General features: G+C 69.1%; 17 protein-coding genes. 4 read left to right on the top strand and 13 right to left on the bottom strand.

The window, feature by feature from the left end:
- Positions 1 to 36 precede the first annotated feature (36 nt).
- Both CQ034_RS15575 and CQ034_RS15580 read left to right on the top strand, forming a co-directional pair.
- A complete protein-coding gene (locus CQ034_RS15575; protein ID WP_105711760.1) occupies positions 37 to 297 on the top strand; it encodes a type II toxin-antitoxin system prevent-host-death family antitoxin in 261 nt (86 codons plus the stop codon).
- A complete protein-coding gene (locus CQ034_RS15580; protein WP_105711761.1) occupies positions 294 to 560 on the top strand; it encodes a type II toxin-antitoxin system RelE/ParE family toxin in 267 nt (88 codons plus the stop codon). Before CQ034_RS15575 ends, CQ034_RS15580 begins: the two co-directional genes overlap by 4 nt.
- 15 nt (positions 561 to 575) lie before the next feature.
- Here CQ034_RS15580 and CQ034_RS15585 read toward each other — a convergent pair whose 3' ends face one another.
- The 3 genes from CQ034_RS15585 to CQ034_RS15595 form a co-directional block, all read right to left on the bottom strand.
- The gene (locus tag CQ034_RS15585) at positions 576 to 1,013 is read right to left on the bottom strand and encodes a VOC family protein (protein WP_029263104.1); all 438 of its coding nucleotides are present in this window, start codon (positions 1,011 to 1,013) and stop codon (positions 576 to 578) included.
- A 38-nt stretch (positions 1,014 to 1,051) separates the two neighbouring features.
- Positions 1,052 to 1,402 (bottom strand): TraR/DksA C4-type zinc finger protein, encoded by a 351-nt coding sequence (locus CQ034_RS15590; protein WP_029263103.1) that lies wholly within the window; start codon positions 1,400 to 1,402, stop codon positions 1,052 to 1,054.
- A 117-nt stretch (positions 1,403 to 1,519) separates the two neighbouring features.
- A complete protein-coding gene (locus CQ034_RS15595) occupies positions 1,520 to 4,066 on the bottom strand; it encodes an MMPL family transporter (protein ID WP_105711762.1) in 2,547 nt (848 codons plus the stop codon).
- Between the two features lie 70 nt (positions 4,067 to 4,136).
- Here CQ034_RS15595 and CQ034_RS15600 point away from each other — a divergent pair, with 70 nt between their 5' ends.
- Positions 4,137 to 4,709, top strand: a complete 573-nt coding sequence (locus tag CQ034_RS15600) for a TetR/AcrR family transcriptional regulator (RefSeq protein ID WP_105711763.1) — start codon at positions 4,137 to 4,139, stop codon at positions 4,707 to 4,709.
- Between the two features lie 32 nt (positions 4,710 to 4,741).
- Here the strand turns inward: CQ034_RS15600 and CQ034_RS15605 are convergent, their stop codons facing one another.
- The 7 genes from CQ034_RS15605 to CQ034_RS15630 all read right to left on the bottom strand — a co-directional run bounded on the left by CQ034_RS15605 (position 4,742) and on the right by CQ034_RS15630 (position 10,389).
- Positions 4,742 to 5,446 (bottom strand): DUF2786 domain-containing protein, encoded by a 705-nt coding sequence (locus tag CQ034_RS15605; protein WP_105711764.1) that lies wholly within the window; start codon positions 5,444 to 5,446, stop codon positions 4,742 to 4,744.
- Between the two features lie 147 nt (positions 5,447 to 5,593).
- Positions 5,594 to 5,917 (bottom strand): cupin domain-containing protein, encoded by a 324-nt coding sequence (locus CQ034_RS15610; RefSeq protein ID WP_105711765.1) that lies wholly within the window; start codon positions 5,915 to 5,917, stop codon positions 5,594 to 5,596.
- Positions 5,918 to 6,050: 133 nt separating this feature from the next.
- Positions 6,051 to 6,206 carry a hypothetical protein gene (locus CQ034_RS19615; protein WP_167381597.1) on the bottom strand — a complete coding sequence of 52 codons (156 nt, stop codon included), beginning with the start codon at positions 6,204 to 6,206 and terminating at the stop codon, positions 6,051 to 6,053.
- Positions 6,203 to 8,533, bottom strand: a complete 2,331-nt coding sequence (gene purL / locus CQ034_RS15615; RefSeq protein ID WP_105711766.1) for a phosphoribosylformylglycinamidine synthase subunit PurL — start codon at positions 8,531 to 8,533, stop codon at positions 6,203 to 6,205. Before purL ends, CQ034_RS19615 begins: the two co-directional genes overlap by 4 nt.
- Before the next feature lie 81 nt (positions 8,534 to 8,614).
- On the bottom strand, positions 8,615 to 9,076 hold the full coding sequence (locus tag CQ034_RS15620; RefSeq protein WP_081859997.1) for a type II toxin-antitoxin system RelE/ParE family toxin: 462 nt from the start codon (positions 9,074 to 9,076) through the stop codon (positions 8,615 to 8,617).
- Positions 9,073 to 9,315 (bottom strand): ribbon-helix-helix protein, CopG family, encoded by a 243-nt coding sequence (locus CQ034_RS15625; RefSeq protein ID WP_029263097.1) that lies wholly within the window; start codon positions 9,313 to 9,315, stop codon positions 9,073 to 9,075. The genes CQ034_RS15620 and CQ034_RS15625 overlap by 4 nt, the downstream gene beginning before the upstream one ends.
- A gap of 123 nt (positions 9,316 to 9,438) precedes the next feature.
- Positions 9,439 to 10,389 (bottom strand): YafY family protein, encoded by a 951-nt coding sequence (locus CQ034_RS15630; protein ID WP_105711767.1) that lies wholly within the window; start codon positions 10,387 to 10,389, stop codon positions 9,439 to 9,441.
- A gap of 103 nt (positions 10,390 to 10,492) precedes the next feature.
- Between CQ034_RS15630 and CQ034_RS15635 the strand changes: the two genes are divergently transcribed.
- Positions 10,493 to 10,951, top strand: coding sequence for a VOC family protein (locus tag CQ034_RS15635; RefSeq protein WP_105711768.1), 459 nt, complete (start codon positions 10,493 to 10,495; stop codon positions 10,949 to 10,951).
- A gap of 229 nt (positions 10,952 to 11,180) precedes the next feature.
- Here CQ034_RS15635 and CQ034_RS15640 read toward each other — a convergent pair whose 3' ends face one another.
- From CQ034_RS15640 to CQ034_RS15650, 3 genes are all read right to left on the bottom strand, one after another.
- Positions 11,181 to 11,909 (bottom strand): SGNH/GDSL hydrolase family protein, encoded by a 729-nt coding sequence (locus tag CQ034_RS15640; protein WP_105711769.1) that lies wholly within the window; start codon positions 11,907 to 11,909, stop codon positions 11,181 to 11,183.
- Positions 11,906 to 13,081: a DUF4185 domain-containing protein gene (locus CQ034_RS15645; protein ID WP_181156346.1), complete on the bottom strand. Its 1,176-nt coding sequence runs from the start codon at positions 13,079 to 13,081 to the stop codon at positions 11,906 to 11,908. Before CQ034_RS15645 ends, CQ034_RS15640 begins: the two co-directional genes overlap by 4 nt.
- A 125-nt stretch (positions 13,082 to 13,206) precedes the next feature.
- Positions 13,207 to 15,327, bottom strand: a complete 2,121-nt coding sequence (locus tag CQ034_RS15650; RefSeq protein WP_219860803.1) for a hypothetical protein — start codon at positions 15,325 to 15,327, stop codon at positions 13,207 to 13,209.
- Between the last annotated feature and the right edge of the window lie 31 nt (positions 15,328 to 15,358).

Consider the following 15,358-nt stretch of genomic DNA (forward strand, 5'->3'; position numbering starts at 1 on the left):
AATGCCTCTAAAGTCGCTTATGCCTATAATGGAGGCATGACCACTCTCACCCGCAGCATCCCCTCCAAGGATCTTCGCGACAGTCTCGCCGATGTGCTGGGCGGAGTCGCGTACGGGGCTGAGCGCGTCGGGGTGACGCGCCATGGCAAGCTCACCGCCGTCGTGATCAGCGTCGACGACCTCGAGCTGTTGGAGGAACTGGAAGCCGCGCGCGATGCGGCGGAGTTCCGTGCGGCGAAGGCGGCGGATGACGGTGAGCGCGTCTCTCTAGACGATCTTCGCGCCGAACTCTCGTGACTGCCTATCGCGTCGAGTTCACTGCACCGGCCGCGAAGGAGATCCGCAAGCTCGACCCCCAGGTCAGGCGTCGCATCCTCGCCGGCATCGCCGCGCTGGAGAAGGAGCCGCGTCCGATCGGTGTCCGCAAGCTGACCGGTTTCGACAACGCCTGGCGCATCCGGATCGGCGATCACCGTGTGCTCTACGAGGTCGTCGACGACGTCGTGCTGGTGACCGTGTTCCGGGTTGCGCACCGTCGGGCCGTGTACGGCGACTTATGACGCGTTCTGCCGCGGTCAGCTCTTCGTGAGGTCCTGCGCGAACATCACGAGGATGCCGCTGGGGCCACGGAGATAGGTGAGCTTGTAGACGTCCTGGTAGTTCGCGACGCCGCGCAGCGGGTGATAGCCGTGACGGGCGGCGATCGCGAGCGATTCGTCGATGTCGTCGACCGAGAAGGCGATGCGATGCATACCGATCTCGTTCGGAAGGGTCGGCTCCGTCTCGATCGCATCCGGGTGGATGTACTCGAACAGCTCGATCTGGCCGCGCCCATCGGGGGTCTGCAGCACCGCGATCTTCGCGTGGTTGCCGTCGAGTCCGACCGCGGTCGCCGCCCACTCCCCACTGACCTCGTCGCGACCGAGCACCGTGAGGCCGAGGTCGGTGAAGAAGGAGATGGTGGCTTCCAGGTCGCGCACGGCGATCCCGACGTTCTCGAGTGTGATGGGCATGGGTGGGATGCTACTCGTGCTCGCCACCCGTGTCAGGGCTAGTGCCCGAGCTTCTCGGCGCAGGCGACGCAGTACTCGGCGAAAGGTCGGGCCTGCAGTCGTGCCGCGGGGATCGGCCTGCCGCAGTTCGCGCAGACGCCGTAGGTGCCGGCATCCATTCGTGCCAGCGCGTCGTCGACCTGTCGGAGTTCGGATGCTGCCGCCTCGGCGAGCCCGGTCAGCCGTGACCACTCCGACGAGAGCGTGACGCCCTCGGGGTCGTGTTCGTCGTCGTCGTTCGAGCTCTCGCGGTCGTGGGTGAGCTCGTCGAGGGTCGCGGCCGTGGCCTGCACCCGGGCCTCGGCCTGAGCGCGCAGCTCCTGCAGCAGCGCGCGGGGGTCAGGACTCATGCGCCCACTCTAGGCATCCCCGCCGACACCCCGGCCCCACCCGTCGCACTTTCGCATCGAGGTCGCAGGATCCAGCGGAACTCTGCGACCTCGACGCGAATCTGCGACGCGCGCGCCTCAGGCGGAGTGCCCGCTCGTCGGCACCGAGTCGGTCGTCGTCGGAACGGCCACGGCCTTCATGCCGGGGTGATCGCGTTCGAGGGCGGCGCCCTCCATGTCGACGTTCGGCAGGATGCGGTCGAGCCAGCGCGGCAGCCACCACGCCGAGCGGCCGAGCAGGTGCATGAGCGCGGGCATCAGCAGCATCCGCACGACGAACGCGTCGAGCAGCACACCGAACGCGAGGCCGAACCCGATCGAGCGGATGATCGTCGACTCCGAGAAGATGAACCCGCCGAACACCGACACCATGATGAGGGCGGCGGCGGTCACGACCGAGCGGCCGGCACGGAAGCCCTGGGCCACGGCATCGCGCGCCGAGGCGCCGTGCACATACGCCTCGCGCATACCGGAGGCGAGGAACAGCTGGTAGTCCATCGCGAGTCCGAACAGGATGCCGACGAGGATCACCGGCAGGAAGCTCAGGATCGGCCCGGTGCTGTGCAGCCCGATGATCTCGGCGCCCCAGCCGAACTGGAACACCGCGACGATCAGGCCGTACGTCGCGAACAGCGAGAGCACGAAGCCGCCGGTCGCGATGAGCGGCACCAGCAGGGAACGGAACACCACGATCATGATCAGCAGCGAGAGGCCGACCACGACCACCAGGTACAGCGGCAGGACCCCGGCCAGAGCCTCGGAGATGTCGATGTTGATCGCGGCCTGACCCGCGACGCCGAGGGTGATCCCGTCGCCGATGGCCGGCATCGAGCGCAGGTCCTGCACGAGCCTCTCGGTGGAGGCGCTGTTCGGGCCCTCCTCGGGGACGACCTGGAATGCGAGGAGGGTGTTGTCGTCGGAGGTGGCGATCGGCGCGACCGCCGCGACGTCGTCCTGGTCGGCGATGGCCTGCGCGATCGTGACCTGCGTGGAGAGCAGATCATCGTCGGTGACCGCGTCGTCGAGGGTCGCGGTGACCAGCAACGGACCGTTCGCGCCCTCGCCGAACTGCTCGTCGACGGTCTGGAACGCGCGGTAGCTGGTCGAGTCGCTCGGTTCGCTCGACCCGTCGGGCAGACCGAGTCGCATCGACATCGCGGGGATCGCGATGATGAGCAGCGCGACCACGCTCACGAGCGTGGTGACGACGGCGCGCAGGGTCGACATCCGCTTCACGGGCTTGCCCGCGGCGTGCTCCTGCCCGACCGTCGCGCGCGCGCGGCGGCTGAGCAGACGGTCGCCGACGAGTCCGAGGATGGCGGGCGCGAGGGTGATCGCGACGAGCACGGCCACCGCGACGCACACTGCGCCGACCGTGCCCATGAGGCCGAGGAACGGGACGCCGGTCACGTTGAGCGCGAGGAGCGCGACGATGACGGTCGTGCCGGCGAACACCACGGCGGTGCCGGACGTGCCGGTGGCGAGGCCGATGGATTCGCGCACCGGAACCCCTGCGAGCAGCTGCTTGCGGTGCCTGTTCACGATGAAGAGCGAATAGTCGATGCCGACCGCGAGGCCGAGCATCACGCCCAGCACCGGTGTCACGGACGCCATGTCCACCACGCCGGAGAACGCGAGGGATGCCGTGACTCCGACACCGACGCCGACGATGGCGGTGACGATGGGGAGGGCTGCGGCGATGAGCGAGCCGAGCATCACGATGAGCACGATCGCGGCGAACACGAGACCGACCGCCTCGCCGACGCCGAAGATCTCGGGCACACCCTGCGCGATGTCGGTGCCGAAGTCGACCTCGGTGCCGTCGATCGGTGCGGAGGCGAAGTGGTCGATCGTGCCCTGCTTGACCTCTTCGGAGAGTTCGAGGCGCGGGTCGACGAACGAGACGTTGACGATCGCGGTGGACCCGTCTTCCGACACCACGCCGATGCCGTCGGCCAGGTCGAGGAGGGTCGAGCCCAACTCCGCCTGGTCGGCGTTCTCCTGCAGGGTGATGCGGGACTGATCGAGCTTCGCGTTCTGGGCCTCGAGCTCGGCTGCCTGCGCGTTCAACGCCGCCACCTGGGCGTCGATGGCGGCGAGCTGCTCGGGGCCGGCGCCGGCCCGCTCCGCCTGGGTGCGGGACGCCGTGAGCTGGGTGAGGCCGGCTTCGATCTGGGCCCTGCCCTCGTCGAGCTTCGTCTGCCCGGCGTCCAGCTGGGCGCGACCGTCGGTGATCTGCTTCTCGCCGTCGGCGAGCTCCTTCGCCTGGTCGGCCTGCTGCTGCTGCGCGTCGAACGGATCGATCACGGACGCGACGCCATCGAGATCCTCGGCGCTGGCAGCGAGCTCGGAGATGTCCTGCTTCTGCTCGTCGGTGAACGCCGAACCGTCGGTGGTGCGATAGACGACCGTTCCGGTGCCGCCCGCGGAATCCGGGAGCTTGTCGGCGAGCTCGTCGGTCACCGCGCCCGACGCGGTGCCCGGGATGTCGAAGCTGTTGCTGAGCGTGCCGCCGAGGGTGAGGAAGGCGCCGACGCCGATGCCGAGGATCAGGACCCACGACACGATCACCGTCCACGCCTTGCGCGCAGCGAACGAACCCAGACGGTAGAGCAGTGAAGCCACAGTGGTCTCCTTCAGACTCGAAAGATCATACGGCACGTCTCGTCTAGAGATCTTTGGCTATCCTGAACGCATGGTCAACGAGCATCGGAGCGGGCCCGTGCGCAGCACCGCGGCGCGCGAAGCGATCCTCGATGCGACCTCGCGACTCTTCCACGCGCAGGGGTACGACCGGCTCACGATCGAGGGCATCGCGAAGGAAGCGGGGGTCGGCAAGCAGACCATCTACCGCTGGTGGCCCTCGCGGGGTGCGCTCATCGCGGACTGCCTGGTCGACGGGCGCCTCATCCCCGTGGACTTCGTCGTGCCCGACACCGGTGACCTCCTCGCCGACGTCGAGACCTGGCTGCGTTCGGTCTTCGCCATCCTCGCGACCACGCAGGGGCAGGCGCTGCTGCAGTCGCTGGTCGCAGCCGCCGCCGAAGACGCCGCGGTCGGGGCCCACCTCGGGGGGAGTCTCGGCGTCGAGCAGCACCTGTCCGAACGGCTGCGCGGCGGGATCCGCGACGGTCAGCTGCCGGAAGACGCCCCGATCGCGCAGATCGGCCGAGCGATCCTGGGCGCGATCATCGTGGAGTCCCTCGGCCGTGAGAGCCACGGACCCGGCGGGATCATCGAACTGGTCCGGTACCTCTTCGCCCGCTGAGCTTCCGTCGCGCCGGGGGTACAGGGACTCGGTCATGTCAGGTGGCCTCGCTCGCCGGTTCGCGCTTCTCGCCCCGATCGGTGTCCGAATGCGAAGGCTCCGGCATCGGCATGGCGGCGAGGTCGGGCGCGCGTGGTCGCCATCGCGTCGACCGCCTCGTCCACCCGATCGCGGCGCGAGGTCAGGACCAGGGCGGTGCCGGTGCCCGCATTCTCGACGATCGTTCGGCGGCTGTCCTGGATGCGACTCATGACACCTCGGGCGAAGCCCCGCAGGAAGCCGCTGCGTGCACGACGCTTCTCGGACTCCGTGTGCCGGTGGTAGATCTCGCGCTGCACGGACCACCACTTCCGCATCGCGACCATGGCCTGCACCTCGAGGCTCGCGGTGAGGGTGCGCACCTGCGTGACGTCGGACGCATACCCGACCAGGAGCAGGCCCGCGCCGACGGGGACCTCCATCCCGAGCGGCCGCACCGTGCCCAGCGCCTGCGCGACACCCGAGCCGATCTCCTGCAGATCCCGGGCGTACACGCCGCTGAAGAGCATCCGCTCCTGAACGATCTGCTCCTGTGTCTGGCCCAGCCGGCCACGGCGTTCGTCGATGCGGGCCTGATCTATGCCGTACTTCACGATCAGCCGCTCGGCGTGCTCGGTCAGAGCCTCCGCCTCTTCCGGTGTCGTGCTCTCGGCCTTCGCCAGCAGCTTCGCGATCAGGTCGAGCTTCGCCTCGGTCATGGCATCCCCCTTGGTGGTGTGTGATGCCTCGTATCCTCCGCGGGGTCACCCGCATTCAGAGGGTCGATCACGGCGACTGGGGAGAAACCTGTTTCGCGGCGTCCTGGGGAGGGATGCTGCGCGCGGTGTTCGGCGGTGATGCCGTGGCTACTCGAGCCACTCCGTGACGAAGCGGTCGTTCGCATGGATGTGCGTGGCCTCGTATGTGCCGCCGTCGAGCACCTCGAAGCGGTGGGAGACGAGGGCGGGCACGACGAGGATCTGCCCTCCGACGCCGACCACCTGATCGTCGCCGACCGTGAACAGCGCGCGGCCCCGGCGGATCACGAACGTCTCGGCGTACGGATGCCGATGCAGACGTGGTCCTCGACCGGGTGTCGTGATGAACTCGCGCATGATGCTCACGGGCGAGCCGAGCAGGTACCCCTCGATGTCTTCGTCGGTGGCGACGTCTCTGAGGTGGATGGTCATGGATCCTCCGTTCCCGCCCGAGGGTACGCCTGGCGAGGCCGCGTCGCACTCTCTCATCGAGGTCGCACGCAATCGTGGAATCCGCGCGACGCGGGTGCGGAACTGCGACCTGGGGCGGAGGGGCCGACCGCTCTCAGCCGAGGATGAGCGTGATCACGGTCGCGCCGCCACCGCCGAGGATGAGCGCGATGATGACGGTCCAGGCGACGATGCGGATGCGACGGTTGCGCTTCTCGCCGAGGTCGCCGTAGTCCTCTTCGTTCGGGTTCTGCCGGCTCACGTCGCTCATGCGCTGACCTCCGTGACCGTCGGGCCGAAGTACGAGGGGAGCGTGGCCTGCGAGCGCTCGCGCAGCTCGGCGATCGACACGGTGAAGACGTCCTGCACCTCGAGCTTCGCGCCCTCGGTGTCGGTCACGCCGATGCGCATCACCGGGTAGTCGCGTCCCTCGCAGAGTCCGCGGAACTTCACGTCGTCTTCACGCGGCACGGTCACGATCACGCGACCGGTCGACTCGGAGAACAGGGCGGATGCGGCATCCACGCCGTTGCTCTCGATGATCTCGTTCAGCCAGACACGGGCGCCGACACCGAAGCGCATGACGCCCTCGGCGAGTGCCTGTGCGAGGCCGCCTTCGGAGAGGTCGTGCGCCGAGGAGATGAGCCACTCATCGCGGGCGGCCGAGAGCAGACCCGCGAGGCGCTTCTCGCCGGCGAGGTCGACCTTCGGCGGCAGTCCGCCGAGGTGGTCGTGCACGACGTCCGCCCAGGCCGAACCCGAGAGCTCGGTCGAGGTGGTGCCGAGCAGGTAGATGTTTTGACCCTCGTCCTGCCATCCGGAGGGGATGCGGCGCGAGACGTCGTCGATGATGCCGAGCACGCCCACGAGCGGGGTCGGGTGGATCGGCACGTCGCCGGTCTGGTTGTAGAACGAGACGTTGCCGCCGGTGACCGGGGTTCCCAGCTCGTAGCATCCGTCGGCCAGGCCGTCGACCGTCTGACCGAACTGCCACATGACCTCGGGGTTCTCGGGAGAGCCGAAGTTGAGGCAGTCGGTGATGGCTGTGGGCACGGCGCCGGTGACGGCGACGTTGCGGTACGCCTCGGCGAGGGCCAGCTGTGCGCCCGCGTACGGGTCGAGCTGGCAGTAGCGGCCGTTGGCGTCGGTCGACACCGCGAAGCCGAGACCCGACTCCTCGTCGACGCGGATCATGCCGGCGTCGTCGGGGAAGCTGAGGGCCGTGTTGCCGAGCACGTAGTAGTCGTACTGGTTGGTGATCCAGCTCGTGTCGGCCAAGTTCGGCGAGGCGACGAGGGCGAGGAACTGCTCGCGCAGCGTCTCCGGGTCGTTCGCGCGGGGCAGGTTCTCGGCGGCATCCGCCTGCAGGGCGTCGATCCACGTCGGGTAGGCGACCGGGCGGTCGTAGACGGGGCCGTCGACCGCGACCGTCGAGGGGTCGACGTCGACGATGCGCTCGCCCTGCCAGTCGATGATGAGGCGTCCGTCGCCGGTGACCTCGCCGAGCACGGAGGTCTCGACCTCCCACTTGGTCACGACCTCGAGGAAAGCGTCGAGCTTCTCGGGAGCGACGATCGCCATCATGCGCTCCTGCGACTCCGACATGAGGATCTCCTCGGCCGTGAGCGTGGGGTCGCGCAGCAGCACGTTGTCGAGCGAGACCTTCATGCCGCTGTTGCCGTTGGCCGCGAGCTCGCTGGTCGCGCACGAGATGCCGGCGGCGCCCAGATCCTGGATCGCCTCGACGAGCTCGCCGCGGTACAGCTCGAGGCAGCACTCGATGAGCACCTTCTCGGCGAACGGGTCGCCCACCTGCACGGCGGGGCGCTTGGTCGGGCCTGTGGAGTCGAACGAGTCGGAGGCCAGGATGCTCGCGCCGCCGATGCCGTCGCCACCCGTCCGGGCGCCGAACAGGACGACCTTGTTGCCGACGCCGGTCGCGTTCGCGAGCTTGAGGTCTTCGTGACGCAGCACGCCCACCGCGAGCGCGTTCACGAGCGGGTTGGCCTGGTAGACGGAGTCGAAGACCGTCTCGCCGCCGATGTTCGGCAGACCCAGGCAGTTGCCGTAGAAGCTGATGCCGCTGGTCACGCCGTGCACGACGCGGGCGGTGTCGGGGTGGTCGACCGCACCGAAGCGCAGGGCGTCCATGACCGCGACCGGGCGAGCGCCCATCGAGATGATGTCGCGGACGATGCCGCCGACGCCGGTCGCCGCACCCTGGAAGGGCTCGATGAACGAGGGGTGGTTGTGCGACTCGGCCTTGAAGGTGACGGCCCAGCCCTCGCCGACGTCGACGACGCCCGCGTTCTGGCCCATGCCCACCATGAGACGTTCCTTCATCTCTTCGGAGACCTTCTGGCCGAAGCGGCGCAGGTAGTTCTTCGACGACTTGTACGAGCAGTGCTCCGACCACATGACGGAGTACATCGCCAGCTCGCCCGAGGTGGGGCGACGGCCGAGGATCTCCTTGATGCGCTCGTACTCGTCGGGCTTGAGTCCGAGGGCCGCGTACGGCTGCTCCTTCTCGGGCGTCGCGATCGCGTTCTCGACGGAGTCGGGGACGTGCTGGGGGGAAGGTGCAGGGGCGGTGGTCACGCGCACTCCAAAGGAAGGGGCCGGCGGGGCATGCTCAGTCTACCGGCGCGGGTGAGGCGGCTCTCCCGCGAGAGCGGGAGGTCAGATGCGGTCGGCGCGGATGGCGTCGAGGATCTGTGCGGATGTCTCGTCCTGTCGCTGCGGTGGGTGCGACAGGGCGCCCTTCTTCGTGGGGAGGGTGACCCTTCCGGTGCGCACGAGTCGCGACCACGCGGTGTCACGATCGCTCTCGGTGAGGGCGGCAGCGATGTCTCTCCTCGTGTGAAGTACGCGATGGACTCGCACGGCGTCCGGATCATCGGTGTAGATGACGAGGTACGGATGGTTTCGAAGAGGGAAGGCGCGGATGTCGGGAATCTCGGTCACCAGCTCGAAGCGCGCCGATCCCAGCGAGGGATACGCAGTGAGCCGGCTCAGCGCATGCTGGAGGTCGTCGATGAACGCGATCGCGACCGGCGGCCCTGCTTCGCCGAGGTAGCGCGTGACCGCGCCGTCGATGTCCTCATCCGCCCGCCTGGTGGTGACGACTCGCCCCGCAGTCACGCGTCGGCGGCGTCTGCGTGGACGCGGTCTCGGAGGCGATCGAAGTACGCCTGGTCCACTTCGGAACCCGGCCCCGACGTCATCCCGTCGACAACCAGGGATCGCAGCTGCTCGCGGGCCTGCTCATGGCGGATCAACTCACGCATGAACTCGCTGCTGTTGCTGTAGCCGCGCTCGGCCACCTGCGTTTCGACGAAGTCCTTCAGCGCGTCCGGAAGAGAGATGTTCATCGTGGCCATACCTCCACGCTAATACCGATGGCAAAGTTTGTCATCGCACTAGTGAACGTCATCGACTGCAGTGATTCCGTCCCGTGGCGACGCAGCTGCAGAGAATGGGAGAAGTTCGTAAAAACTCCTGGATCAGGAGGAAGAGTCCGCCGCCGCAAACCGCGCCGCGAGAACCCCCGCGACCTTCCGCAACGCCACTGGGCCGACCACCGTGAACGGCGCATCGAACCGGGCGACCGCGGCGAGCACCCCGACCCACGACCAGGAGCCGACCGTGATGCGGCATGTGCCGTCGGCGAGCTCCTCCAGCTCGCCATCGTCGACCCAGGGTGCGACCTCGCGGGCAGGGAGTGCGATCACGACCTCGCCCACGCACGGCCAGCGATCCTCGGCCGCCGACCCCTTCGCCCGAGCCGCGAGATACGTCGCAGCATCCGCCGCCGGCAGCGGACGCGGGCTGAACGTGGGTCCGGTAGGGGTGCGCGGCTGCATCCGGTCCAGCCGGAAGGTACGCCAATCCGCAACCTCCAGATCCCACGCGAGCAGATACCAGCGGCCCTCGCGGGCGACCACCGCGTGCGGCTCGGTGCGACGGGCAGGTCGGTCGCGGTCGGAGCCGTAGTCGAAGCGCAGCACCTGGCGGTCGCGCACGGCCGCGCTCGCCGCTTCGAGCACCGCCGGATCGACGCGCACATCGGCAGTGGCACCCGTGAAGCGGATGCCGTCGACACGGTGCCGCAGTCGTGAGGGCATCACCTGCCGCACGGTCGCGAGCGCCCGCGCCGCGCCCTCCTCGATGTCGATGCCGCTGGAGGGGACGGTCTGCAGCGCCACCGCGATAGCGACGGCCTGGTCATCGTCGAACAGCAGCGGCGGCAGCTCGGATCCGGCTTCGAGGCGGTAGCCGCCGTACGGACCCTTGACCGCAGCGATCCGGTAGCCGAGCTCTCGCAGGCGATCGACATCGCGACGCACCGTTCGCGGGCTGACCTCCAGTCGCTCGGCGAGCACGTGGCCGGGCCAGTCGCGTGGTGTCTGCAGCAGCGACAGCAGCGCGAGCATTCGTGACGAGCTTGAGGCCATGCGATTCAGTCTGCCCGCAGTAGAGGACAGAAACCGACCGCTACCCCTGTGATCGTTCTCTCAGGCGGTTCCTAACGGCGGGCCGCACAAGAAGGAGAGACCGATGACCATCAACACCACGACCCACCTGAACTTCCGCGGCACGGCTCGACAGGCGCTCGATTTCTACCGGTCCGTGTTCGGCGGCGAGGTCACCGCCGCGACATACGGCCAGTTCGGCATGCCGGAGGGAGTGCCCGGGTTCGACAAGATCGTGTTCGGGCAGCTCGAGACCGCGGAGGGGATGCGGCTGATGGCGTACGACATCCCGGGGCAAGACGACCCGGACCCGGCAGCCACCGCGGGGTCGACGCACCGAGAGAACGGCGCGACTATCACCGACCGCACGTTCTTCCAGTCGCTGCGGGCGGAATCGCTCGACGAGCTGCGGGGGTACTGGGACGGTCTGGCCGAGGGCGCGACGGTCGTCGAGCCGCTGGCAGCCTCGGCCTGGTCGGCCGGCTTCGGCATGCTCACCGACCGTTTCGGCGTGACCTGGGTGCTCGACGTTCAGGCCGGCTGACGCTGTCGCTGTTCACAATTCAGGAAAACCGGGCCGTCACGGCCGCTTCGGGTCGGTTTGCGCCACTCGGTCGGCGTTCTTCCTGAGTTGTGCGCAGCGGTCGCCAGTTGTGCGCAGCGGTCGCCGTGCACAACTCCTCAGAAACGCGGCCGTCTCGGCCCGCAGACGGCCATCCGGCTCGGAACACGCACTTTCTCGAGGAGTTATGAACGCCGGCGCGCGCGGACCGTCACACGGGAGGCCACTGCGGATGCCGCGCCACCGCCACCCGCGCCGCGAGCTCCGCGAGCACGGGCGACCCGGCGCCGCCGATCCCGACCGCTTCGGCCCACCCGAGTGCGAGCAGGGCATGCCCCGCCGCGCTCGGGTGGAACGCGTCGTCGAGCAGTCCCCACGGCACGCCCTCGTTGCCCGGACCGGTTCCCGCCGAGAACTCCGCGAACGCGGCGTACTGATCCACCAGAACCACGCCTTCCCGCGCGGCCACATCGCGGATCGCCTGCGCGAACTCGCCGATGCGGGCACGGTCGGGCGCGTGCAGGAGGTCGACGGTCGGCGGCGTCTGCAGCACCGGCACCGCACCGAGCGCCCGCACCCGCCGCACGAACTCCGCGATCGACTCCGCGAACGCCGACACCTCGATCACGGGGTCGAGCCACTCGGTGGTGCAGTCGTTCGTGCCGATCATGAGCGTCACCACGTCGGGCCGCCAGTGCGCCACGCGACGGTCGAAGTCGCCCAGGATCAGGTCGGCCCGCCACCCGGTGATCGCCGTGTTGATCACGGCATCCTGCACCCGTCCGGCATCGCCGCGGATCAGCTCGTGCAGGTGGTCGACGTAGCTGCGGGCACCGCGCGTGTGGATCAGGCCGTGCGTGATCGAGTCGCCCGTGAACACCCAGGTGACCGGCGCCCCGGAGGCGAGCAGCCCCCGGAGCGCCGCGCGATCATCCGTCATCCGGTGACCTTGAGCTGCACGTCGATGAACCGCGGGCGGTAGATCGAGGCGTCGTCGTACACGTCACCCACGTTGTCGAAGGTGTTCACGTTGTAGGAGACGAGGATGCGGTTGCCCTGACGCAGATTCGGATGCTCGTGCGCGTTGTAGGTGAACACGTCGGGGTCTCCGTAGCTGCCGAGCGCCCCGGTCTCGGGCGTGCGGTACAGCTCGACCGGGTCGGTGAACGGACCCGTCGGCGAGCACGAGGTGCGCGCGACGATGCGGGTGCTGAACAGCTCGGAGGTGTCCTGCGTCACGAGCAGGTAGCCGTCGCGGAAGGGGGCGACGCTGAACTCGTTGGCCACGTAGGGCACCACGGGCACGGCATCCGCTTCGCTCGCCGACCAGGTCGTGCCGTTCCAATACGTCCACGTGCCCTTGAGGCCGTCCTTGCCCTGCACCTTGGCGACGTAGGCCGAGCGCACTCCGCCGGAGTCGGCGATGCCGTAGATGTAGGTCGTGCCGCGTTCTTCGAGGGTCCACGAGCCCCAGTTGATGCCGGTCGCCGAGGGGAGGTCCACGATGCCCTCGAGCTGCAGCGTCTGACCGTCGAGCGTGGCGAGCCGGTTCGCGGTCCAGGCGAAGTCCCACTGCCCCGTGCCGGTGCGGGCGAACTGCAGCAGTGGCACCTGGACGGTGCCGTGACGGCCGGGCGTCGGGTCTCCGATCCAGTACCACTTGCCGTCGGGCTCGGGCGGGATGATGCCGGCCGGGTCGTCGGGGGTGCCGCCGGTGATGGTCGTGAGGTCGCCACGGCGGTCCTGCACCACGACCGAGTTGTTCACGAACGGAGAGTCGGTCGGGCGTGAGCCGTCGGGGTTCACGGTGCCGAGGAAGGTGTCCGAGAAGAACCAGCCGGTCTTCCCCTTACCGAGCGGCAGCGAGTAGGTGCTGTCGCCCCCGGTCCACTCGCCGCCGGTGTTCCCATAGGTCGTGAAGGTCTCGGTCAGATCCTGGTTCACGCTCGATGTCGCCGTGAGCGTCTTGTCGACCAGTGAGCACTGGCCGGGTCCGTGTCCGCCTCCGTGTCCGCCGCCGGCCGGAACCGCCGCGCTCGCCGGGGCGGCGAACAGCGCTCCGGCGCACAGGGATGCGGCGGCGAGTCCCGCCGCGATCATGCGTCTTCTCATCTCGATCACTCCTTCGTGTGCGTGTTGCAGGGTTGTGCGTGGGGCGTTTCGTCTCGCGGAGACCTGCACTGAGCGAGCGCCAGCGAGTCGAAGTGTCGCTCAACGCACGAGACTGCGGGGACGGTTCAGAGCCCTGGGGTCTCGGTGATCCCTCCGGAGGCGTCGATGTCGTAGGTCTTCTCGCCGACACGCAGGCCGCGCAGCACCGCGTGCGGGTCGAGTGCGGCGACGCAGCCGGACGCGCGCACCGTGCCGTCGGCCGCGACCGAGACGCCGAACAGGGCCTCGATCACGAGCTCGACCCAGGCGCCCGACGACGAGCACGACCAGTCGATGATGTACGGCAGCTGGGGTGGGGCTTTGCGCGCGCCGCCGTTGATGCCGGGCACGGCCTCCTCGACGAAGTGCGCCTGACCCATCGGGCCCTGGTTCGCCGTGCGCGACAGCCCCTCGACCCACGAGGTGAGCACCTCGGGAGCGCCGAGGCCGGCCAGCGCGCGTCCGGCATCCGCGGGCCAGGCGGGGTAGGCGCCGTTCCACTGGTGGTCGGGCCGCGGGCTGTAGCTGGCGTCGGGGTCCCACGGCGAGAGCGCGCGCATCCAGTTGTCGGTCTGCAGTTCGCGCTGGAAGAACGAGACCATCTCGTCGCGGATGCTCGGGGCGAGGTCGTCGGCGATCGTCGTGCCGACCACGCTGAAGTCGTAGCAGTGCCGCACCGGCAGCTGCGTGCCGTCGGGCTGTCCCGCGGTGAAGATGCCCTCTCCGGGAAGGTAGCGCTCGATCACGGCCGGGAGCAGGGCGTCGGCCTCCACGCGCAGTTCCGCACCGCCGGACAGGTCTCCCCGCAGCTCGGCGAGCGCGGCGGCCGTCCGCATGCTCCAGACGTTCGCGGCGTTGAGGCTCGCGACCTCGTGCGTGTACGAGCTGACGCACTCCAGCAGGTTGTCGATCTCGCCGTAATCGGCGAGGGCCGTGCCTCGGCGTAACTTCTTCCACGCCATCGCCCATTGCCGCACCGACTCGGCGACCGTCTCGTCGCCGACGATCTCGTCGAGGAACGCGGTGTCACCGGTGAAGCGCACGTAGTCGTGCACGAGCCGGGTCATGGCGTAGTCGTTCACGGAGTACCAGCGGCCGACCGGCCCGCCGGTGAGCGACGAGGTGCCGAAGTGCGAGTGGATGTCGAGCGAGATCCAGTGCCGCACCTGGTTGCGCATCTCGGCGGGGTCGAGCAGCGCGTGGCTGACCGAGCTCAGGCTGTAGTCCCAGATGAACGTGGTGGTGCCCCAGTAGTTCGGCATGAGGGTGTCGTACGAGCGGCCGAGCACGTTCCCGGCGAAGTCGCGGCGGAACCAGATCACGCCGAGCACCGCCCACCAGTACAGGCGGCGCAGCGGCACGGATGCCGTCTCGAGCACGGGCAGCGCCCCGGAGAACTCCCCGTCGTCGGGGTCGAAGGCGGCGTGCAGCTGCCGGTTCCAGAACTCCTCGGCCGCGGCGACCGCACCGGGCACGTCGGCCATCACGGCGTCGTAGGTGCGCGCCGCATCCGTCGCCGAGATCCCGACCGCCTGCACATACGCGGTGCGCGCGACGCCCCCGGCCGGCACGGCGAGCACCACCGACAGCTCGCCGCCCCGACCGTTCCCGCCGATGCCGGTGTCGAACGCCTCGGGGAGCGAGGCCACTCCGCTCAGCGCCGATGATCCGCCCGCCAGGCCCTGCGCGCTCCAGGCCGCGGCATCCGCCGATGAGAACAGCAGGCGCTCGCCGTCGACGGTCGCGGTGTCGCGCTCCGAGGGCGACTCGGCGTCGAGCCACGCCTCCTGCGAGCGGGTGACCCGGGCGGCTGCCGAGAGCCCGATCCGCACCTCCCGATCCTGCGATCCGGTGTTCCGCACGGCGATGTCGATCGCCACCGCCGTCTTCCCCGGCACGCACACCGTCGTCGTCTCGATCTCGAGCTCACCGACGGTCGCCCGCCGCACCACCCGGTCCGCCCGCCACTCGTGCGTCACGGGTACGCCGTACGACGCGAACAGCCGGCCGTCGACGAACAGCACCGCGGTCTGGGTGAGGCCCTGCGACACGGGAGGGAACTGCACCGCGCTGATCGCGGTCAGGTCGTGGTCGACGCGCACGGTGCCGAACATGTTCGTCAGGCCGGTCGGCGCGATCATGTCGTCGTAATGGTGGGTGACCGCATCGGCGGCGAGGTCCTCGACGGTGGGGATGAGCGGATGCATGATGCCTTTCGAGGGGCGGGGCGAGGGGCGG

This window comes from Microbacterium sp. MYb45, assembly GCF_002979655.1.
In the GTDB taxonomy this organism is placed as follows: Bacteria; Actinomycetota; Actinomycetes; order Actinomycetales; family Microbacteriaceae; genus Microbacterium.